The organism is Nocardia nova (assembly GCF_002933465.1).
In the GTDB taxonomy this organism is placed as follows: Bacteria; Actinomycetota; Actinomycetes; order Mycobacteriales; family Mycobacteriaceae; genus Nocardia; species Nocardia nova_B.
Map to the genome: position 1 here is coordinate 165,740 of NZ_PSZE01000007.1, position 20,036 is coordinate 185,775.

Genomic DNA, 20,036 nt, shown 5'->3' on the forward strand with positions numbered 1-20,036 from the left:
CGGAGCGTGGGACATAACGCGGCCCGGCACAGACCGGCGCCCTCGCGTCGCGACGACACAACGTAACCGACCGCTGGTCGCGCAGCCGAATTATTCTGCACGACAACGCGTTCCGTATCAGCAGTCCACCGAGCACGGCCACCCTACGGCGGGCCCACGGTCGCACCGCGCCGCCACCTCGGCCCGCGATTACGCCCCTCAGGCGCGGGGATGGGCCTGGTCGTGCACCCGTTTCAGCCGTTCGATCGAGACGTGGGTGTAGAGCTGGGTGGTCGCCATACTGGCGTGACCGAGCAGTTCCTGGACCACGCGCAGGTCGGCTCCGCCTTCCAGCAGATGGGTCGCGGCGGTGTGACGCAAGCCGTGCGGACCGAGGTCCGGGGCTCCCGGGACGGCTGAAACAACCTCGTGGACAACGGTTCTGGCCTGGCGCTGGTTCAGCCGGCGGCCGCGTCGGCCGAGCAGCAGCGCTCGCCCGGATTCGGCGGTGGCCAGGTGCGGGCGCCCGAAGTTCAGCCAACTCTCGAGTGCCCGGTCGGCGGGCAGGCCGAACGGCACCGAGCGCTCCTTGTTGCCCTTGCCCAATACCCGGACCAGCCTCCTGCCCCGGTCGACGTCATCGATGTCGAGTCCGCACAGTTCGCTGACCCGGATTCCGGTGGCGTACAACATCTCCACGACGAGCCGATCCCGCAGGGCCATCGGGTCACGCTGCGCCGCACCGGATTCCGCGGCGTTCATGGCCGCATCGGCCTGATCCTTGCCCAGCACCGCAGGCAGCACCCGGTGCGCACGGGCCGAGCCCAGCCGCGGGCCTGGATCGGCCGCGAGGCGACCGGTGTGGGTCAGCCAGGCGGTGAACGTCCGCGCCGCCGAGGCACGCCGCGCCATGGTGGTCCGGGCGGCGCCCCCGGCCGATTGTTCGGCCAGCCACGATCGCAACAGCGGCAGATCGATCTCTCCCACCGCGGCATCGGCCGCCCGGCCACACAGATGCTCCAGCAGGGATCGCGCATCCCCGAGATAGGCCCGCACCGTGTGCGCGGACCGGTTGCGTCCCAGCAGCAGGTGCCGTTCGTACTGCTCGAGCAGATCCACGAGATCGCCCGGTAATCCGTCCATTTCTCCACGTTCACCGGCGCCCGGCCCACGCGCAAGCCACCGCGCCGACAGCAGTGCGGAAGGACACCCACCCCCACCCGCCTCGGCCGGCATTCGTGTGGCGCCGGTCGGCCAGTCCCTCTTCTCTCGACCGAAGTGCCCGCCCCCACCGACCGGCAGCCCCACCACCGCCGGCCACACACGTCGTATTCGCCTTTCACGCCTCCTTTCGCACGGTGCGGAACCATCCCGAACTGTCCGACCCGACCAGCCCGGCGACCTCGAGGGCAACCAGTGCCGCGCGCACCGCGTGGATGGCGAGGCCGCTCTCGTCGGCGATCTGTTTCGGCAGGCGCGAACCGGCCACCGGCAGTTCGGCGAAGACGGCCGCCTGGTCCCCGGCGAGATCGGCACCGGCTTCGCGCGTGGGCAACGACAGTCGCAGCGGCCCGACCTCGTCGTGAATGTCGTCGACCCGGGTGACGAGGGTCGCTTCCCCATCGCGGATCATGCGGTGGCAGCCGACCGACGCCGCGGCGGTGATCGGCCCTGGCACCGCGAGGACCGGACGGCCCAGCCGCCGCGCCCATTTCGCGGTATTGCGCGCACCGCTGCGCATGCCCGCCTCGACCACCAGCACCCCGTCGGACAGGGCGGCGATCAAGCGGTTCCGGGCCAGGAACCGGTATTTGTAAGCGGCTGCGCCAGGCGGATATTCGCTCACCACCACACCCGTTTCGGCGATCTCGGCCAGCAAGCGTTCGTGCTGAGCGGGATAGGGCCGGTCGATCCCGCAGGCCAGCACAGCGATGGTGGAGCCGCCGACGGCCAGCGCAGCGCGATGTGCCATCCCGTCGATGCCGAAGGCAGCTCCGGATACGATCGTCCAGCCGTGCGCGGCCAGTTCTCCCGCGAGCTCGGCGGTGACCTGTTCGCCGTATCCGGAGGAGCAGCGGGCACCCACTACAGCGAGGGCCTGTTCGGTGTACTGCTGCAACGACAACGGACCGCGGGCCCACAACACCAGCGGCACCGCGGCGTCGGCGTCGCGGGCCGGGTCGAGCTGCGTCAGGCCCAGCAGACGCCACTGCGGCCACTCCGGATCGTCCGGAGTGATCACCCGTCCGCCGATACGCGCCATCAGCTCGAGATCGCGCTCGGCACGGTCGATGTCACGCCGGCGTTCGGTCGGACCGCGCAGCGATTCCGGCAGATCGCATTCACGCACCGCACGCGCCGCCTCCACCACGCCGACTCGTGCGATGAGCGCCGACAACGCCGGACACGGGCCCTCCACCACACGGGACAGATAGACCCACGCCAGCCGCTGTGCGTCCGCGTCGGCGGTTACCAGCGACGCGACACCACCACCCGAGTCGCCATCCATGTCGACACCGTGACCGGTCACCGCCACACCTCCGCCTCGCCGCCGCGACTGCCCGTGTGTCGGCGATGTCGCCGAACTCGACATCCCGGCGCCGGGATCGTGTCGTCCCCCGCCCCGCGAAACACACTGTGCTTGTCCGCTCGTTCTCGCGTCCGATCGCGTTCGGCGACCACCATCCCCGCACGGGCCATCGATCTACCGATCATCAATTTCCCTCCCTTACTGCGCATTCCGTCATCCCGTACCCACGCCCCACACCCACACGATGAGCGCCGACAGACAACACTCGACGACTCAGGACACGCCGCGTTGCCGAAAGTTCAATGCCTGCAGCACGTCCTGCGCCGACGGCACGTCTCCCCCGCGCAAGTCGCAGACGGTCCAGGCAACTCGGATCGCCCGGTCCGCACCCCGGGCGGACATCCGGCCCTGCCGCAGCGCACTCTCCACCGGCGCCAGCGCATCGGCCGGTAGCCGGAAGCGCTGGCGCAGCACATGTCCCGGCACCTCGGCGTTGACGGTCCACCCGTCCTCGGACCAGCGCCGCGCCGCGGCCCGGCGCGCCATCTCGACCCGTTCCCGCACGACCACACTGGATTCGGCGGCAGAGGGAGTGAACGTCCCGGCGGCGTGCGCATGCATCTGGACCCAGATGTCGATGCGATCCATGAGCGGGCCGGACAGTTTGCCCAGATATCTGCGCCGGGCCAGCGGTGCACAAATGCAGTCGACGTCGCGGGCCGGAGCGCACGGACACGGATTCGCCGCCAGAATGAGCTGGAAACGTGCCGGATATCGCGCTACGCCGTCGCGGCGGGCGATGCGAACCTCGCCCTCCTCCAACGGGGTTCGCAACGCCTCCAGCACCTTGGTGCCGATTTCGGCACATTCGTCGAGAAAGAGGACACCGCGATGCGCCCGGCTGACAGCACCGGGGCGCGCGGTTCCGGAACCACCGCCGACCATCGCCGACACGGAGGTCGAATGGTGCGGTGCCACGAACGGTGCCGTCGTGATGAGCGGATGATCGTCCGACAGCGTCCCGGCCACCGAATGGATGGCGGTGACCTCCAGCGACTCCGATTCCGTCAACGCCGGCAACAGTCCCGGAAGCCGTTGCGCCAACATGGTTTTGCCGGTGCCGGGCGGGCCGGTCAGCAACAGATGGTGGCCGCCGGCCGCGGCCACCTCCAACGCCCAGCGAGCCTCGTCCTGTCCGACCACCTCGTTGAGATCGCCGATACTTCGCCGCGGGGCGGAATAGCTACCGTCCGGCACCGACAGCTCGCCGTCACCACGCAACCAGTCGATCAGTGCGCGCAGTGTGGGCGCCCCGAGCACGGTGATCCCGTCCACCAGCCCGGCCTCCCCGAGCACCGACTCGGGCACCACGACGGTCCTGCGACCGGCGGTCCGTGCCGCCAGCACGGCGGGAAGAATGCCCCGCACCCGCCGCACCCGGCCGTCGAGGGCCAGCTCGCCGAGCAGGACCGTACCGGCGAGCTTCGATCCGGGCACCGAATCACCGGCATGCAGGACGGCCGCGGCCAATGCCAGGTCGTACACGCTGCCGACCTTCGGCAGCGTGGCGGGCGACAGGGCAAGAATGACGCGGCCGTCAGGCCACTTCTCGCCCGAATTCGCGACCGCGGCTCGGACCCGATCCCGCGATTCCTGCAAGGTGGTGTCCGGGCGTCCGACCAGGTGCACCGACGGCAACCCCTGCCCGATATCGGCCTCGATCTCGACGAGTTGTCCGTCCACCCCGGTCACGGCCACCGAATGAGCGCGTCCCAGGGCCATCAGAACGCCGCCCGGACGTGCTCGATCTGCGGGTCCCGGCCGGGGAGCAGCAGGACCGACACCACATCGAAGCGGACCCGCCGCCACGGTCCGCTCTGTTCAGCCAGCCACAGCAGCGCGAGCCGGCGAATACGCTGCTGTTTCGCGAAGGTCACCGACTCGGCCGGTGTGCCGAACCCCAGCCCCGAACGGGTCTTGACCTCGACGAAGGCCGTGGTATCGGCTTCCCGGGCGATGAGATCCAATTCGCCGTAGCGACACCGCCAATTTCGTTCGACGATCCGCATCCCGGCCCCCTGCAGGAACTGCGCGGCCAGTTCTTCTCCGTGGGCGCCGAGCGCCAGATTGTGTGCCACCCGCTCAGCATGCCGTCGGCGGTACTGCGGTCCGCGGGTCTCACCTGTGGAAACAGAAAGCCTGTGGATGAACCCCGGACTGTGGATCAACGCCGGGGCCGGCGACTGATTTCCCCAGGTCGGACCCGCTCTCGCTACCTGCGCGCTATTCGGGGAGGCGCAGGTCCGGCTTCTCCAGTTCCTCGATGTTCACGTCCTTGAACGTGATCACGCGGACGTGTTTGACGAAGCGGGCGGGCCGATACATATCCCACACCCACGCATCCGACATCCGCACCTCGAAATACACCTCACCGTCGGCGTTCTGCGGGCGCAACTCGACAGAATTGGCCAGATAGAAGCGGCGTTCGGTCTCGACGACGTACGAAAATTGACCGACGATGTCCTTGTACTCGCGATACAGCGAGAGTTCCATCTCGGTTTCGTACTTCTCGAGGTCCTCGGCGCTCATGCCTCGCTCCGCTCGCTCATCGGGTGGAATATCCTCCTCTATCGCCACGAACGCGTGTAGCGTGCTCACATCATCCCGCATGGGCCGTATCGGCAGCCACCCGCCCGGTGTCCGCGGCCTCGGTGCCCCGGACGTTGCGCCACGACCGGCGATGTTCGTCACTGGGTCCGAGCCGCTCCAGCGCCGCCAGATGCTCGGGAGTGTTGTAGCCCTTGTGCGCGGCGAAGCCGTATCCGGGCAGGTCACGATCCATCTCGACCATGATTCGGTCGCGCGTGACCTTGGCGAGGATGCTGGCTGCGGCGATACAGGCCGCCGCCGCGTCACCACCGATCACCGGCAGCGACGGGACGCTGATACCCGGCACCCGGAAGCCGTCGGTGAGTACGTAGCCGGGCCGTACCTCCAGACCCGCTACCGCCCGGCGCATGCCCTCGATATTGGCGACATGGATGCCGATCGCGTCGATCTCCCAGGCGGGAATCACCACGACCTTCCAGGCCAGCGCCCGGCGCAGGATCACCGGATACAGCTGCTCGCGCACGGCCTCGGTCAGCTTCTTCGAATCGTCCAGTCCCGCAAGGGAATCGTAGGCCTTGGGCGCGAGCAGGCAGGCCGCGACCACGAGCGGTCCGGCGCAGCATCCCCGACCCGCCTCGTCGACACCCGCGACGGGCCCGAGGCCGCTGCGGATCAGCGCCGCTTCCAGTGTGCGCAGGCCACCGGCCCGCCGCATCACCACTCGCGGCGGCCAATCCCCAGTGCGAACCACCGGCCGGATGATCTTGCCGCCCTTACCGTTGCGCGTCGTGCGTCGCGATGTCTCCGCCACTGCACCTACCGTTCGACTATCCCGTGCCTCGATTATCTCGCGCCGCGCGCCTCAGTTCGTCTGCGGGTTCTGTGACCGGACCGGGCCGATCCGGTTCGGCGGCCAGATCTTGAACACCGCCTTTCCTCGCACATCGTCGATCGGCACGGTGCCGGAGTACTCGTCGTCGACATGGGCGCGCGAGTCCGCGGATTCGTTGCGGTTGTCCCCCATCACCCACAGATTGCCGTCGGGCACCTTGACCGGGCCGAATTCGCGGCCGCGCGGGTCGATCGACAGGCCGCCGGCCACCTTGGTCGCATAGGCCAGCCCCGGCTGATAGGGATAGATGTAGTGCGCGTACGGCTCGTCGAGCGGTTTACCGTCGACCATCACCCGGCCCTGCGCATCGCAGCACTGCACGGTCTGGCCGCCGGTCGCGATCACACGCTTGACCAGGTCGTTCTCATCCGGCGGCACCAGTCCGAAGAACGAGAAGAAGTTCTGCACACCGCGCACGGCGACATTGCTGGAGCGGTTGGAGTGGTAGGACTTGTTCCACGAACCGCTCGGGCCGACGAACACCACGACGTCGCCCGGCTTGGGATCACCGAAGTCGTAGCTCAGCTTCTCGACGTAGATCCGGTCGCCCGTGCAGCCGGCGCAGCCGTGCAGGGTCGGTTCCATCGACTGAGACGGGATCACATACGGCCGGCCGACGAAATTCACCACGAGCGCTGCGATTACGGCGGCGATGACGATCAGGATCGGCAGTTCCTGCCAGAAGGGCCGCTGCTTACGCTTGCGCCTGCCGCGCCGGCTGCGCGATGCGGACTCGTCTTTGCGTTCGCCACCGGCACGTTTGTCATCGGCCCCGGGCACCGCCACCGACTCGCTTTCGTCTGCCACGCCGAACAGGTTATCCCGCAGCCATGTTCGTCGTCGCCCCGGCGCACCCTGCGTGCCGAGAAGGCGGGCATCTCGGGCATATCCCGGCCGGTAAAAGGAAAACCCCCGGTCGCGAGGACCGGGGGCGGGCGTGAACGGGCAGAGCCCTGATGTTCAGCGCTTCTCCTTGATCTTGGCGGCCTTGCCGCGCAGATCGCGCAGGTAGTACAGCTTGGCCCGGCGGACGTCGCCGCGGGTCACCACATCGATGTGGTCGATGTTGGGGCTGTGTACCGGGAAGGTGCGCTCGACACCCACGCCGAACGACACCTTGCGCACGGTGAAGGTCTCGCGGATGCCGCCGCCCTGGCGGCGAATGACCGCACCCTTGAAGACCTGGATGCGCTCCTTGTTACCTTCGATAACCTTCACGTGCACGTTCACCGTGTCACCCGGGCGGAAGTCCGGGATGTCGGTGCGCAGCGACTTTTCGTCGACGAAGTCGAGGGTGTTCATTTCCGTCCTTTGGAAGTTCGCGTGAACAGAGGAACCTGGCGGCAACTGCTCGGCCGGTTCGTGCTCCGGATATTGGGCGGTGCGCCGGGTCGAATGCGCCCAGAGCAACCTGAGCATTGTGCCAGATCAGGCCGCTGTGGGAAAAATCGCCCCCCGGAGTCCGAACTCTCCCGGCGTCAATGTCCGGAGTGCTGGGGGTGGGCCGCCGTCAGGTCGCCCGCATCGGCCGGTCCCGGTGTATCCACCGCTGGCGGCGCGTCGGCAGGGCCTGTCCGGTCCGATCCGTCGTGCAGGGTGGCCCGCATCGCTCTGGTCCGCAGGTGGGCGGGCGGAGCGGGGACCACGGTACGCGCCAATTCTTCCTCGGCCGCACTGCGAACGTGCGCGACATCGGGTTTGCCGGCGACCAGGTCCTGCACGAAGATCTTGGCCCGGATCACCGGCCGCCGGTATCGGCGTTCGCGTACGACCGCCCGGTACATCAGGCGGCGGCGCTCGCCGTAGCGCCAACGCGCCCACGGCGCACCCGGCCGGCTCAGCCGCAGCGCGCCCACGACCAGCAACGGCAGGAAGAACATGCCGAACAATCCGGTCCAGATCTTGCCCTTGGCGATGACGATCGCGGCCAGCACCAGATTCACCAGCGCGAAAATGCCGAGGAAACTGCGTCCCGCGACGCTGTTGTCGTGCCGGATGTCGTTGACGTCGAGCAGCCACAGCGGGTGGAAGCCGAGCAACAGCAACCCGGTGACCGCTACCGCGACGAACACCGCGTCGACCGAGGTTCTGCCCTGTTCCTCCCAGTACACGTCGCGCAGGTAGTAGATCAGCGCGAATTCGTCGAGCACCAGCGCCGCGCCGACACCGAACGTCGAGGCGAGCGCGGAGATCGTGCCGACTCCGCTGTTGTAGGTCGCGACCAACCCCAGTCCCGACGCCAGAACCAGCACCACGCCGAACACCATGTGGTGAATGTGCACATTGCCAGCGCGCAGGTTGCCCGGCCACCAGCGCACCTGCTTGCGAATCATCCGCACACTGAGCCGGATCAGCAGGAACCCGACGATGAAGCCGAGCAGGAAGCACAGCAACGGCAGGCGTCCCTCCGCGAGGATCGCATCGTCGAACCAGCGCCGCACAGCCGTCGTCCCCTCACTAGGAACCGGGGTCGGGTAGTGATGCCCGGCGAGGCCGATCACCGAGATCGGACCCCGGGACTCCATTGTCCCGTACCCGGCCGCCGCAGTAGGGCCAAACCCAAATGCGGCGGCCGCCGAGGCTTACCGCCCGAAACCGGCGCGGCGCAGCGCATCCGCCATCGCGCCCGACGGTTCGGGCGCGCTGCGACGCTGCTGATTTCGGCCCTGCCCCTTGTTCTGGCCGCCGCCACGGTTCTGTCCGCCGCGCTCCTGACCGCCGCGGCCCGGATTGCTCTGGCCGCCGCGTGGCTGACCACCACGGCTCTGCCCGCCGCGCTGCCCCGCGCCACCCTTCTCGGGTTTGCCCGCGCCGGGCTCGTCGTCCAGACGCAGGCTCAGGCCGATGCGCTGGCGGGCGACGTCGACCTCCAGCACCTTCACCTTCACCACGTCACCGGATTTCACGATCTCGCGGGGATCGCGGACGAACGAATGCGACATGGCCGAGACGTGGACGAGGCCGTCCTGGTGGACACCCACATCGACGAAGGCGCCGAAGGCGGCCACGTTCGTCACCACACCTTCGAGCACCATGCCGGGTTCGAGGTCGGCGACCTTTTCCACGCCGGCGGCGAATTCGGCGGTCTTGAACTCCGGGCGCGGGTCACGGCCGGGCTTTTCGAGTTCGGCGATGATGTCGGTGACGGTCGGCACACCGAATTTCTCGTCGGTGAATTCGCCCGGCCGTAGTGCCCGCAGGGCGGAGGTGTTGCCGATCAGGCCGGGCACATCGCGTCCGGTCGCCTCCAGAATCCGGCGCACCACCGGATAGGCCTCGGGGTGCACGGCCGACGAGTCCAGCGGGTCGTCGCCGCCGCGGATGCGCAGGAAGCCCGCGCACTGTTCGAATGCCTTGGGGCCCAGCCGCGGAACCTCCAGCAGCGCGGTGCGACTGCGGAACGGTCCGTTCTGATCACGATGCGCGACAATCGATTCCGCGACCGAGGAGGCGATGCCGGAGACGCGCGACAGCAGCGGCACGGAGGCGGTGTTGACGTCGACACCGACCGCGTTCACCGCATCCTCTACCACCGCGCCCAGCGACCGGGCCAGCAGTGTCTCGGAGACGTCGTGCTGGTACTGGCCGACGCCGATGGACTTCGGCTCGATCTTCACCAGCTCGGCCAGCGGGTCCTGCAACCGGCGCGCGATCGAGACCGCGCCGCGCAACGAGACGTCCAGTTCCGGCAGCTCCTGCGACGCGTACGCGGAGGCGGAATACACCGAGGCGCCCGCTTCCGACACCACGATCTTGGTCGGCTTCCGCGCACCGGGCGTCGCACCGATCCGCGAGATCAGTTCCGCGGCAAGGGCATCGGTCTCCCGGGAAGCGGTGCCGTTGCCGATCGCGATGAGCTCCACGTCGAACCGCGCCACCAGCGCCCCGAGCACCGCCAGCGACTTCTCGGTCTGGCCCTGCGGTTTGTGCGGATAGATCGTCTCGGTGGCCACCACCTTGCCGGTGCCGTCCACCACGGCCACCTTCACGCCGGTCCGGTAGCCCGGGTCCAGGCCCATGGTGGCCCGGGTGCCGGCGGGTGCGGCGAGCAGCAGGTCACGCAGGTTGGCGGCGAAGATATCGACGGCGTCCTTCTCCGCGGACTGCCGCAGCCGCATCCGGATATCGATGCCGAGGCTGACCTGCAGCTTGGTCCGCCACGCCCAGCGCACGGTGTCCAGCAGCCAGGTGTCGGCCGGGCGCCCCTGGTCGGCGATGCCGAACTTGTGCGCGATCCGGCCCTCGTAGATGGTGCGCTGCCCCGGCTCCGGTTCCTCGGTATCGGGTTCGAGCGACAGGCTCAGCACATCTTCCTTCTCGCCGCGCAGCAGCGCCAGGATGCGGTGCGAGGGTAGTTTGGCGAACGGTTCGCTGAACTCGAAGTAGTCGGCGAATTTGGCCCCGGCCTCTTCCTTGCCGGTCCGGACCCGCGAGGTGACCTGGCCGCGCTCCCACATCAATTCGCGCAGTTCACCGACGAGGTCGGCGTCTTCGGCGAATCGCTCCACCAGAATCGCGCGGGCACCGTCGAGCTGTTCGGCGGTGTAGCCGGACGGATCGGTGGTGGGGTCGCCGATGAGGGCGTCCGCGACCGGTTCGTGCCCGGCCTCACGGGCGATCTGCGCCTTGGTGCGCCGCTTCGGCTTGTAGGGCAGGTAGATGTCCTCGAGGCGGGCCTTGGTCTCCGCGAGCATGATCTGCTGTTCGAGCGCGGCATCCAATTTGCCCTGTCCGCGAATGGATTCCAGGATCGAGTTCCGGCGCTCGTCGAGTTCGCGCAGGTAGTGCAGCCGCTCCTCCAGTTGCCGCAGCTGCGCGTCGTCGAGCCCGCCGGTCACCTCCTTGCGGTAGCGGGCGATGAACGGCACGGTCGACCCGCCGTCGAGCAGCTCTATGGCGGCACGGACCTGTTCGTCACGGACCGAGAGCTCCTCGGCGATCCGCCTGCCGACACTGGCCAGGCGGACCTTTCCAGGGGCGGCGGCTTCCGTGCCGGTGGTTGCATCGGTGCTGACGGGTTCGGAGGCTGTCGTCACGCTGGCTGACACTACCGTCGGCCTCCGACAGCGGACCAGGTGGAGCGCCCGGTGCGTACGCAGCCGCACCCGGTGCCCTCGCGCCGCGAACGGAAATGGGTCGAAAACCGGCTGGCCACAGCCTCGCCGATCGCATGACCGCCACCGAACTCGGCAACCTCGGCGAACGAACATCCGCACCCCGTCACGGGCGCGTCGGGCACGCGATACCGACGGCGCGGCGAATGCGACACCTCGGCCGGTGAAGTCCTGTCGCGCAGAGTTTTCGACTACTCCGGCGGCAGCAGATCCGGGCGACGCTCCCGGGTCCGCCGCAGTGACTGTTCCCGGCGCCACGCTTCGATCCGCGCGTGGTTGCCCGACAGCAGAATCTCGGGCACATCGAGTCCGCGCCAGCTCACCGGCCGGGTGTAGCTGGGGCCTTCGAGCAGTCCGTCGGAGAACGAATCCTGTTGGTGGGAGGCCTGATTGCCCAGCACGCCGGGGATCAGGCGCACGACCGCCTCGGCCATCACCAGCACGGCGGCCTCCCCGCCGATCAGGACGTAATCGCCGATGCTGACCTCTTCCACCCGGACCCGGCGGGCGGCATCGTCGAAAACGCGCTGATCGATCCCCTCGTAGCGGCCGCAGGCGAACACCAGATGCGATTCGGTGGACCAGCGTTGGGCGGTTTCCTGGGTGAACGGCACTCCGGCCGGCGTCGGCACGACGAGCAATGCCTCGTCCGGGCACACCTCGTCGAGCGCATCACCCCACACCACGGGTTTCATGACCATGCCCGGCCCGCCGCCGTAGGGCGCGTCGTCGACCGACTGGTGCACGTCGTGGGTCCAGCGCCGCAGATTGTGCACGCCGAGCTGAACTATGCCCCTCTCGATCGCCTTGCCCAGCAACGCGGTTCGCAGCGGCTCGAGATATTCGGGGAAGATGGTGACGACGTCGATGCGCAGAGCTGACGAGCGCTGCGCGGGATCGTCGGCTCCGGTGCCCATCACTACTCCTCGTCCAGCAGGCCTTCGGGTGGGTCGATCACGATCAGGCCCTCGGCGACCGACACCGTCGGCACGATCGCGGTCACGAAGGGCACCAGAATTTCCCGACCGGCACGCCCGCCGGCGCCCGCACCGGCCCGGATCGACAGCAATTCGCCCGCGGCCGAATGCAAGACCTCGTTCACGGTGCCGATCTCGGTCCCGTCCGCGAGCCGCACGCTCAGACCTTCGAGTTCGTGGTCGTAGAACTCGTCGGGGTCCTCCGACGGCGGGAGTTCGGCGGTATCGATGAGAAAGAGGGTGCCACGCAACGCATCCGCGGTGGCGCGGTCGCCGACACCCTCGAGACGGACGAGAAGCCGGCCCGAATGCTCTCGGGCCGACTCCACCGTGAAAACGCCCACCGCATCGCTTCGCGGCGCCCGGCCACGCAGGCGAGCGCCGGGAGCGAAGCGGAGTTCGGGTTCGTCGGTACGTACCTCGACCACGAGTTCGCCACGCACACCGTGCGATTTGGCGACCCGCCCGACTACCAGTTCCATCTACTGATCGGTATCGACCACGTCGACCCGGATACCGCGGCCACCGATGCCGGCGACCAGGGTGCGCAGCGCGGTCGCGGTACGACCGCCGCGGCCGATCACCTTGCCCAGATCATCGGGGTGGACGTGGACCTCGACGGTGCGTCCACGCCGGCTGGTGATCAGATCGACGCGCACATCGTCCGGATTGGCGACGATGCCGCGCACCAGGTGCTCGACGGCATCGGCGACGACCGCACTCATTACTCGGCAGCCTCGGTCGCGGCCTCGGCCTCACCTTCACCCTCGGCGGCCTTGGACTTCTTCTTCTTGGGGGTGACGGCCTCGGCGACCGGTTCGCTGTCGGCGGCGGCCAGGGCAGCGTTGAACAGGTCCAGCTTGCTCGGCTTGGCGGCCTTGACCTTCAGGGTGCCCTCGGCGCCCGGCAGGCCCTTGAACTTCTGCCAGTCGCCGGTGATCTCCAGCAGACGCTTGACCGGCTCGGTCGGCTGCGCGCCGACGCCCAGCCAGTACTGCACGCGCTCGGAGTCGACCTCGATCAGCGAGGGCTCTTCCTTCGGGTGGTACTTGCCGACGTTCTCAATGGCGCGGCCGTCGCGGCGGGTGCGCGCGTCGGCGACGACGATGCGGTACTGGGGGTTGCGGATCTTGCCCAGACGAGTCAGCTTGATCTTGACAGCCATGGCTGTATCAATGCCTTTCGGTGGCGGCCGCCCGAGGGCAGCCTGAGTGGTCACGGCGCAATTCAGCAGCCCACACAGGATGCGGACCCGGTTTTGCGTTGAGTGTGTGACCGCCGCGCGGTACGTAACCGGAGACGGGCTGACACTGTCCCCGAATACGGAACCGCGAGCGAGTCGGGGTCTTCGACGAGGACGGTCGTTCATTGTGCCAGACGCGCCCGCACCCGGAGAAATCGCCCCGAATCGAGCGGACCGTCTCGCCGAGCACGCGGAGATCGGTGACCAGCGCCGCTGCCGGGCCGTTCGTCGCGCCGACGGCCCTACCGATGTCCGGTGACCGGATCCCGGCCCGGGTACACCCGCCCACGCAGCACGACGAATGCCGGCGCGCCGAGCGCATCGCGGCTCGACCGCGGATCGGTGCGATAGACGACCAAATCGGCCGGTGCGCCGTCCTCGATACCCGGTCGGCCGAGCCACTCACGGGCCCGCCACGAGGCAGCGGCCAGCGCCTCGTGCCGCGACAGCCCGGCCCCGGCCAGCGCATCGATCTCGTCGGCGATGCGGCCGTGCCGGATGGAACCACCGGCGTCGGTGCCGGTGTAGATCGGCACCCCCGCCGCGTGGGCGTTCGCGACGGTGTCGCGGACCCGGCGGTGCAGATCGCGCATATGGGCGGCGTAGATCGGGAATTTGGCCGCGCTGTCGGCGATATCCGGGAAGGTGTCGATATTGACCAGCGTCGGCACCAGGGCGGTGCCGTGTTCGGCCATCATCTCGATGGTGTCGTCGGTGAGTCCGGTGCCGTGCTCGAGGCAGTCGATGCCGGCGTTGATCAGGCCTGGCAGCGCGTCTTCGCCGAAGACGTGCGCGGTGACGCGGGCGCCTTCCCGGTGAGCGGCGTCGATGGCCTCCTTCAGGACCGCGTCGCTCCACAGCGGCCGCAGATCACCGACGGACCGATCGATCCAGTCGCCGACGATCTTGACCCAGCCGTCGCCGAAACGTGCCTGCTCGGCGACGATATCGGGTAGGTCGCGCTCGTCGTCCAGCTCGATCCCGAGTTCGCGGATATACCGCTTGGGGCGGGCGATGTGGCGGCCGGCGCGGATGATCTTCGGCAGTTCGTGGTGGTCGTCGATGAAGCGGGTGTCGATGGGCGATCCGGCATCGCGCAGCAGCAGCGCCCCCGCATCGCGTTCCACCTCGGCCTGGGCGATCGCCCCCTCACGATCCTCGTGCCCGCCGCCGTAGCGAATGCCGACGTGGCAGTGCGCGTCGACCAGGCCGGGCACGATCCACCCTGTGTCACACAGGGTTTCGGCGTCGCGCACCGGCTGGTAGGAGATCACCCCGTCGCGAACCCACAGATCGCGCACCTCGTCGCCGGGAAGGACCACCCCGCGCAGATGCATCCGCATACCGTCTCCTGATCCCGTCGCCCGCGTCGATCTCGCCTCGACCCCAACCTACCGCCGCGATTTCCTCGAGGCACGCACCGGCCGGATGCGCACCGAACAGGCACACATCGACGAGACGTACACCCTGGTCGGTCTCGGCCCGCGTCGATTGTGGAGCGACGGAGGGAGGGAGCGCAGCGACTGACCGGAGGAGTGGCCCGGCCAACGGTGCGGGCAGTACCACCAGGCACCGCCCGCACCGCTCGCCGCAAACCTCAGTTCTTCGGGAACTTCAGCTTCGACAAATCGAACCCCTCCAGCCCGGGCGGCAATTCATCCAGCCCCGCGGGCATATTCGACAGATCCGGCATCCCCGCGGCGGGCATCCCCGGCATTCCGCCCGGCATACCCGGCATCCCGGGGAACCCGCCGCGCATGCCCTTCGGCGGGGTCGGTCCGCGCCCACCCTTCTTGCCCTTTTTCCCCTTCTTGCCCTTGGCATTGCGCCGCGCGCCCGGCAGGCCCATCTGCCGGCCCATGGCGGCCATCATCTTGCGAGCCTCGAAGAAGCGGTCGACCAGCTGGTTCACGTCGGAGACGGTGACGCCGGAACCATTGGCGATACGCAGGCGGCGGGAGGCGTTGATGATCTTGGGGTTGGCCCGCTCGGCGGGGGTCATACCGCGGATGATGGCCTGCACCCGGTCGAGTTGCTTGTCATCGACCTGGGCCAGGACATCCTTCATCTGGCCGGCGCCCGGCAGCATGCCGAGCAGGTTGCCGATCGGGCCCATCTTGCGGATGGCCAGCATCTGATCGAGGAAGTCCTCGAGGGTGAGCTCGCCGGAACCGATCTTGCGGGCGGCCTCCTCGGCCTGCTGCTGGTCGTAGACCTGTTCGGCCTGTTCGATCAGGGTGAGCAGATCGCCCATGCCGAGGATGCGGCTGGACATGCGGTCGGGGTGGAAGACGTCGAAGTCCTCGAGCTTCTCACCGGTGGAGGCGAACAGGATCGGGACGCCGGTGACCTCGCGCACCGACAGCGCGGCGCCACCGCGGGCGTCACCGTCGAGCTTGGTGAGCACGACACCGGTGAAGCCGACGCCGTCGCGGAATGCCTCCGCGGTGCTGACGGCGTCCTGGCCGATCATGGCGTCGAGGACGAACAGCGTCTCGTCCGGGTTTACCGCGTCGCGGATGCCGGCGGCCTGACGCATCAGCTCCTCGTCGATACCGAGGCGACCCGCGGTGTCGACGATGACGATGTCGTAGTGCTTCTGCTTCGCTTCCTCGACACCGGCCTCGGCGACCCGGATCGGGTCGGCGGCGGTAACGCCCAGGGCGTTGTCGCCGCCGCCGATCGACGTGCCCGGATGCGGGGCGAACACCGGCACACCGGCTCGTTCGCCGACCACCTGCAACTGGGTGACGGCGCCCGGCCGCTGCAGGTCACAGGCCACCAGCAGGGGCGTATGTCCTTGGCCCTTCAGCCATTTCGCGAGCTTGCCCGCGAGTGTGGTCTTACCGGCACCCTGCAGACCGGCGAGCATGACCACCGTGGGCGGGTTCTTCGCGAACTGCAGGCGCCGGGTCTCGCCACCGAGGATGCCGATCAATTCCTCGTTGACGATCTTCACGACCTGCTGCGCGGGGTTCAGCGCGGCCGATACCTCGGCACCCTTGGCGCGTTCCTTGACGCGGGCGATGAACTGCCGCACGACAGGCAGCGCCACGTCGGCCTCGAGCAGGGCGAGCCGGATCTCGCGCGCGGTCGCGTCGATATCGGCCGGTGACAGACGCCCCTTGCCACGCAGATCCTTCAGGGCACCGGTCAACCGGTCGGAAAGGGATTCGAACACCGATCGCGCTCCTGGTCTCGTCGAGGGACGTCACTCGGGTTACCAGGGTACGGGCAACTGCGCGATCGGTGGATTCGCCCTAGTCGAAGCCCTGCCACGGGCCCGTCGCCGGGCCCGTCGACGGGACTGTGGTCAGGACAGCGCGCTGTGCCGCGGCCGCGGGGCCCGGCTGAAGTCGTGCTGTTCGTAGGCCACCAGATAGACCGCCTCGCGCCCGGTCAGACCCAGTGGCAGTGCCATGGCGTCCAGGGTCGCCCAGTCGGCGTCACCGGGTGCGCCGTCGACGAGCGCGCCGGCCAGCTTCATGGCCGCCACCGCCTGCCCGCCGGTCAGCGTACGGCCCGGAAGCCAGGACACCACCCAGTGGTCGCCGCCGACACAGCGAGCGATGTGGTGGGTCGAATCGCTGGTGATCATGGATGAGGACACGACTTCGTTTGCCATCGACCTGCTCCCCTCAACGCACCTAACTCGCCGGACAGGTACAGCAACAGCTCGAACAGCTTGCGATCACGATCAACTTCACGATCCACACGATCGTAGGGTGGCGGACATCACATCCAGCAGAGGTTGCCGCAACGATCTGGTTACCGCATTCCGGACCAAACGACCAGGTTGCCCCGATAACCGGCCGAAGGTTGGTAAACCTAACCGGCACCGGCGGCAGTGTCCGTTTCGCTCGGTTTCTTCGGCTCCTGATGCGGGACGACCCCCAGTAGCGCCGCCTCGATGGCACGGCGTCGCGGCGGGGTGTCGTCCTCGCCCAGATCGAGGCCGAACGAGTCGACCACCACCGAGCCCATCGTGTCGGCCTTCGCCCACCGCACATCCGCGCCCAGGGCGGCCAATGCCGCGGCCAACCGGCTGAGCAGGCCGATGCGATCCTCGGCACGCAGTTCGAGGACCACCTCACCGGGCCGGTCGACCTCGATCCAGAGCAGCCTCGGCTCGGCCTGGGCGTACGGACTGGTTCGAGCCGCCGCCTCGCGCTCCTTGTCCGCGAGCACCGAGGCCAGCTTCAGATCACCGTTGATCGCGCGGATCAGCTCCTGGCGCAGCAGTCCGGCGTCGGGCGGATTGCCGAAGGTCGGTGTGACCACGAAGGTGTCGATCGCGGTGTCACCGGAGGCCGCCAGGGTCGCGGACAGCACCCGCAGAGAATGCACGGCGAGCACCCCGGCCGCCTCCGAGAGCAGGCCGGGAGTATCGGGAGCGACGACCGTGACGACGTGGATGTAGCGTCCGTCGCCGGGCGTCAGTTCCACGTGCACACCACCGGCCGCGGCCCTGTCCAGCACGGCCGCGTCAACCACCGCCGGGGTCGGCGAAACCCGTTGTGGTGCGGGCTCTCCCGCCATCGCGGCGTGTCCGCGGCGCACCAGTTCCGCGATCAGGGAAGCCTTCCACTCCCCCCATACGCCCGGACCGGTCGCCAGCGAATCGGCCTCGGCGAGGGTGTGCAGCAGATCCAGCAGCTGCCGGTCACCGCCCAGCGCCTCGACCACACCGGCGGCGGTCGCCGGATCGTCGAGATCGCGCCGGGTCGCGGTTTGCGGCAGCAGCAGATGATGCCGCACGATTGCCGCCAGGCTGTGCACATCCTCGGGCCACAGGCCCAGCCGGCGGCCGATCCGGTCGGCCAGTTCGGCACCCACCACGCTGTGATCCTCGGTGCGCCCCTTGCCGATATCGTGCAGCAGCGCACCCAGCAGCAGCAGATCCGGCCGGGCGACCCGGGTGCTCAGCGCGCCGGCGTAGGCCACGGTCTCGACCAGGTGGCGGTCGACGGTCCAGGTGTGTACGGCATCGCGGGGCGGCAGATCACGCACCGCTCCCCATTCCGGAAACAGCCTGCCCCACAAGCCCGTTCGATCCAACGCCTCCACCGCATCGATGGTGCCGCGGCCGGCGCCGAGCAGCACCAGCAGATCGTTGAGCGCCTCGCGCGGCCACGGTTCACGCAGTTCCGGGGCATCCTCGGAGAGGCGGCTGAGGGTGGTGGCCGACATCGGCAGGCCGGTGCGCGCCGACGCGGCGGCGACCCGCAGGATCAGGCCGGGATCGCGCTGCGGCCGGGCATCGCGAGCCAGCACCACCTCACCGGCGTGTTCGACCACGCCCTCGTCGAGCGGGCGGCGCACGGGCAGGCGCCGCAATCGGGCCAGACCGCGGCGCGGCAACGCGTTGGCGGCGGTGCGCAGGCCGACGTCGACCGAATAGACGACCGTGCGCGCCGCGTCGCTGAGCGTGCGCGCCAGATCGAATCGATCGCCGATGCGCAGGGCGGCGCCGATTTCGTCCGCGTCCTGGGCGCGCAGCTGATCACGGGAACGCCCGGCCACCCGGTGCAGTTCGGTACGCACGTCCAGCAGCCGGCGATGGGCGGCCTCGAGACCACCGCCGGGAACGTCGGGTCCCAGGCCGGGCATGGCGTCGGTCAGCTGGGCGATGGCCAGCGCGTCGAGCAGCTGAATATCGCGCAGTCCGCCGCGCCCGTTCTTGAGGTCGGGTTCGGCCCGGTGCGCGATCTCGCCGTTGCGCTTCCACCGCGCGTGCGTCTGTTCCACCAATTCGCCGAAGCGGGAACGGATTCCGGTTCGCCATTCGCGGCGAACGCCGCCGATGAGCAGATTGCTCAACTCAGCGTCGCCGACGATGTGGCGGGCATCGAGCATGCCGAGCGCGGCGGTGAGATCGTCGGCGGCCACCCGCAGCGCCTGCGGCACGGTCCGCACGCTGTGATCGAGCTTGATATGGGCGTCCCACAGCGGATACCAGAGCCGGTCGGCCACCTCGGCGACCCGCGCGGGGTCGACATCGTCGTGCAGCAACACCAGATCCAAATCCGAATACGGCAGCATCTCGCGCCGTCCCAGTCCGCCGACCGCTATTACGGCCAGCCCGCTGTCGGCGGTGATGCCCAGCTCCGCACCCTTCGTGGTCAACCACAGCTCATGCAGGTCGACCAGCGCCTGCCGCAGCGCCTCGGCGCTCAGCCGGGGCCGCCGGGGATCACCACCGTCGAGCAGTTGATCTCGTGCGGCCACCAGATCCTTGGCGCCCTCGGACAATCCGTCTGCACTCATACCCGCAACCACCACCCGTTCATGCGAGCAGCCCCGTCCCCGGCCGGCGCCAGGGAGCGGGGCTGCCCGAATCCTTCATCTCCTATAGTGCGTCGGCACCGCGTTCACCGGTTCGGACCCGGATCACCGATTCGACCGGGGTCACCCAGACCTTGCCGTCACCGATCTTGCCGGTGCGCGCGGCCTCGACGATCACCTCGACCACCTTCTCGACCGAGGCGTCGTCCACGACGACCTCGACTCGTACCTTCGGCACGAAATCGACCGAGTACTCCGCGCCGCGGTAGACCTCGGTGTGCCCCTTCTGGCGGCCGTACCCCTGGACTTCGCTGACCGTCATTCCCAGCACACCGGCCTGCTCGAGCCCGGACTTGACGTCCTCGAGTGTGAACGGTTTGACGATTGCAGTGATCAGTTTCATTGC

At 68.7% G+C, this 20,036-nt stretch carries 19 protein-coding genes; all 19 read right to left on the reverse strand.

Going from position 1 to position 20,036, the window contains the following annotated elements:
• Positions 1 to 198 precede the first annotated feature (198 nt).
• The 19 genes from C5E41_RS11150 to C5E41_RS11240 all read right to left on the reverse strand — a co-directional run bounded on the left by C5E41_RS11150 (position 199) and on the right by C5E41_RS11240 (position 20,033).
• Positions 199 to 1,122 (reverse strand): tyrosine recombinase XerC, encoded by a 924-nt coding sequence (locus C5E41_RS11150; RefSeq protein WP_104375737.1) that lies wholly within the window; start codon positions 1,120 to 1,122, stop codon positions 199 to 201.
• 196 nt (positions 1,123 to 1,318) lie between these two features.
• Complete coding sequence (gene dprA / locus C5E41_RS11155; RefSeq protein ID WP_104375856.1) at positions 1,319 to 2,488, reverse strand: DNA-processing protein DprA; 1,170 nt, start codon at positions 2,486 to 2,488, stop codon at positions 1,319 to 1,321.
• 294 nt (positions 2,489 to 2,782) lie between these two features.
• Positions 2,783 to 4,291 (reverse strand): YifB family Mg chelatase-like AAA ATPase, encoded by a 1,509-nt coding sequence (locus tag C5E41_RS11160; RefSeq protein WP_104375738.1) that lies wholly within the window; start codon positions 4,289 to 4,291, stop codon positions 2,783 to 2,785.
• Positions 4,291 to 4,647, reverse strand: a complete 357-nt coding sequence (locus tag C5E41_RS11165; RefSeq protein WP_104375739.1) for a YraN family protein — start codon at positions 4,645 to 4,647, stop codon at positions 4,291 to 4,293. Before C5E41_RS11165 ends, C5E41_RS11160 begins: the two co-directional genes overlap by 1 nt.
• 145 nt (positions 4,648 to 4,792) lie before the next feature.
• On the reverse strand, positions 4,793 to 5,098 hold the full coding sequence (locus tag C5E41_RS11170; protein ID WP_011210678.1) for a DUF2469 domain-containing protein: 306 nt from the start codon (positions 5,096 to 5,098) through the stop codon (positions 4,793 to 4,795).
• Between the two features lie 70 nt (positions 5,099 to 5,168).
• Positions 5,169 to 5,870 (reverse strand): ribonuclease HII, encoded by a 702-nt coding sequence (locus C5E41_RS11175; RefSeq protein ID WP_258080913.1) that lies wholly within the window; start codon positions 5,868 to 5,870, stop codon positions 5,169 to 5,171.
• A 111-nt stretch (positions 5,871 to 5,981) separates the two neighbouring features.
• A complete protein-coding gene (lepB, locus tag C5E41_RS11180; protein ID WP_258080896.1) occupies positions 5,982 to 6,818 on the reverse strand; it encodes a signal peptidase I in 837 nt (278 codons plus the stop codon).
• A gap of 153 nt (positions 6,819 to 6,971) precedes the next feature.
• The gene (rplS, locus tag C5E41_RS11185; RefSeq protein WP_030513071.1) at positions 6,972 to 7,313 is read right to left on the reverse strand and encodes a 50S ribosomal protein L19; all 342 of its coding nucleotides are present in this window, start codon (positions 7,311 to 7,313) and stop codon (positions 6,972 to 6,974) included.
• Positions 7,314 to 7,489: 176 nt separating this feature from the next.
• Positions 7,490 to 8,452: a hypothetical protein gene (locus C5E41_RS11190; RefSeq protein WP_104375740.1), complete on the reverse strand. Its 963-nt coding sequence runs from the start codon at positions 8,450 to 8,452 to the stop codon at positions 7,490 to 7,492.
• A gap of 141 nt (positions 8,453 to 8,593) precedes the next feature.
• Positions 8,594 to 11,047: a Tex family protein gene (locus tag C5E41_RS11195; RefSeq protein WP_104375741.1), complete on the reverse strand. Its 2,454-nt coding sequence runs from the start codon at positions 11,045 to 11,047 to the stop codon at positions 8,594 to 8,596.
• Between the two features lie 269 nt (positions 11,048 to 11,316).
• Positions 11,317 to 12,000 (reverse strand): tRNA (guanosine(37)-N1)-methyltransferase TrmD, encoded by a 684-nt coding sequence (trmD, locus tag C5E41_RS11200; protein WP_104375859.1) that lies wholly within the window; start codon positions 11,998 to 12,000, stop codon positions 11,317 to 11,319.
• 44 nt (positions 12,001 to 12,044) lie between these two features.
• Complete coding sequence (gene rimM, locus C5E41_RS11205; RefSeq protein ID WP_104375742.1) at positions 12,045 to 12,584, reverse strand: ribosome maturation factor RimM; 540 nt, start codon at positions 12,582 to 12,584, stop codon at positions 12,045 to 12,047.
• Positions 12,585 to 12,827 carry an RNA-binding protein gene (locus C5E41_RS11210; protein WP_036503663.1) on the reverse strand — a complete coding sequence of 81 codons (243 nt, stop codon included), beginning with the start codon at positions 12,825 to 12,827 and terminating at the stop codon, positions 12,585 to 12,587.
• Positions 12,827 to 13,267 (reverse strand): 30S ribosomal protein S16, encoded by a 441-nt coding sequence (gene rpsP / locus C5E41_RS11215; RefSeq protein ID WP_062962501.1) that lies wholly within the window; start codon positions 13,265 to 13,267, stop codon positions 12,827 to 12,829. The genes C5E41_RS11210 and rpsP overlap by 1 nt, the downstream gene beginning before the upstream one ends.
• 320 nt (positions 13,268 to 13,587) lie before the next feature.
• The gene (locus tag C5E41_RS11220) at positions 13,588 to 14,688 is read right to left on the reverse strand and encodes an amidohydrolase family protein (RefSeq protein WP_258080897.1); all 1,101 of its coding nucleotides are present in this window, start codon (positions 14,686 to 14,688) and stop codon (positions 13,588 to 13,590) included.
• 254 nt (positions 14,689 to 14,942) lie between these two features.
• Positions 14,943 to 16,526: a signal recognition particle protein gene (gene ffh / locus C5E41_RS11225; RefSeq protein WP_104375743.1), complete on the reverse strand. Its 1,584-nt coding sequence runs from the start codon at positions 16,524 to 16,526 to the stop codon at positions 14,943 to 14,945.
• Positions 16,527 to 16,658: 132 nt separating this feature from the next.
• Complete coding sequence (locus tag C5E41_RS11230; protein ID WP_063018393.1) at positions 16,659 to 16,970, reverse strand: hypothetical protein; 312 nt, start codon at positions 16,968 to 16,970, stop codon at positions 16,659 to 16,661.
• 203 nt (positions 16,971 to 17,173) lie between these two features.
• Complete coding sequence (locus C5E41_RS11235; protein ID WP_104375744.1) at positions 17,174 to 19,612, reverse strand: [protein-PII] uridylyltransferase; 2,439 nt, start codon at positions 19,610 to 19,612, stop codon at positions 17,174 to 17,176.
• 82 nt (positions 19,613 to 19,694) lie between these two features.
• Positions 19,695 to 20,033 (reverse strand): P-II family nitrogen regulator, encoded by a 339-nt coding sequence (locus tag C5E41_RS11240; protein ID WP_030513058.1) that lies wholly within the window; start codon positions 20,031 to 20,033, stop codon positions 19,695 to 19,697.
• Positions 20,034 to 20,036: the final 3 nt, after the last annotated feature.

Bases quoted from the DNA above. Each gene is read 5' to 3' on its own strand.
- C5E41_RS11160 (WP_104375738.1), bottom strand. From the start codon at position 4,291: ATGGCCCTGGGACGCGCTCATTCGGTGGCCGTGACCGGGGTGGACGGA.
- C5E41_RS11150 (WP_104375737.1), bottom strand. From the start codon at position 1,122: ATGGACGGATTACCGGGCGATCTCGTGGATCTGCTCGAGCAGTACGAA.
- dprA (WP_104375856.1), bottom strand. From the start codon at position 2,488: ATGGATGGCGACTCGGGTGGTGGTGTCGCGTCGCTGGTAACCGCCGAC.
- C5E41_RS11230 (WP_063018393.1), bottom strand. From the start codon at position 16,970: ATGGCAAACGAAGTCGTGTCCTCATCCATGATCACCAGCGATTCGACC.
- C5E41_RS11240 (WP_030513058.1), bottom strand. From the start codon at position 20,033: ATGAAACTGATCACTGCAATCGTCAAACCGTTCACACTCGAGGACGTC.
- C5E41_RS11170 (WP_011210678.1), bottom strand. From the start codon at position 5,098: ATGAGCGCCGAGGACCTCGAGAAGTACGAAACCGAGATGGAACTCTCG.
- C5E41_RS11235 (WP_104375744.1), bottom strand. From the start codon at position 19,612: ATGAGTGCAGACGGATTGTCCGAGGGCGCCAAGGATCTGGTGGCCGCA.
- rimM (WP_104375742.1), bottom strand. From the start codon at position 12,584: ATGGAACTGGTAGTCGGGCGGGTCGCCAAATCGCACGGTGTGCGTGGC.
- C5E41_RS11210 (WP_036503663.1), bottom strand. From the start codon at position 12,827: ATGAGTGCGGTCGTCGCCGATGCCGTCGAGCACCTGGTGCGCGGCATC.
- C5E41_RS11220 (WP_258080897.1), bottom strand. From the start codon at position 14,688: ATGCGGATGCATCTGCGCGGGGTGGTCCTTCCCGGCGACGAGGTGCGC.
- rpsP (WP_062962501.1), bottom strand. From the start codon at position 13,267: ATGGCTGTCAAGATCAAGCTGACTCGTCTGGGCAAGATCCGCAACCCC.
- rplS (WP_030513071.1), bottom strand. From the start codon at position 7,313: ATGAACACCCTCGACTTCGTCGACGAAAAGTCGCTGCGCACCGACATC.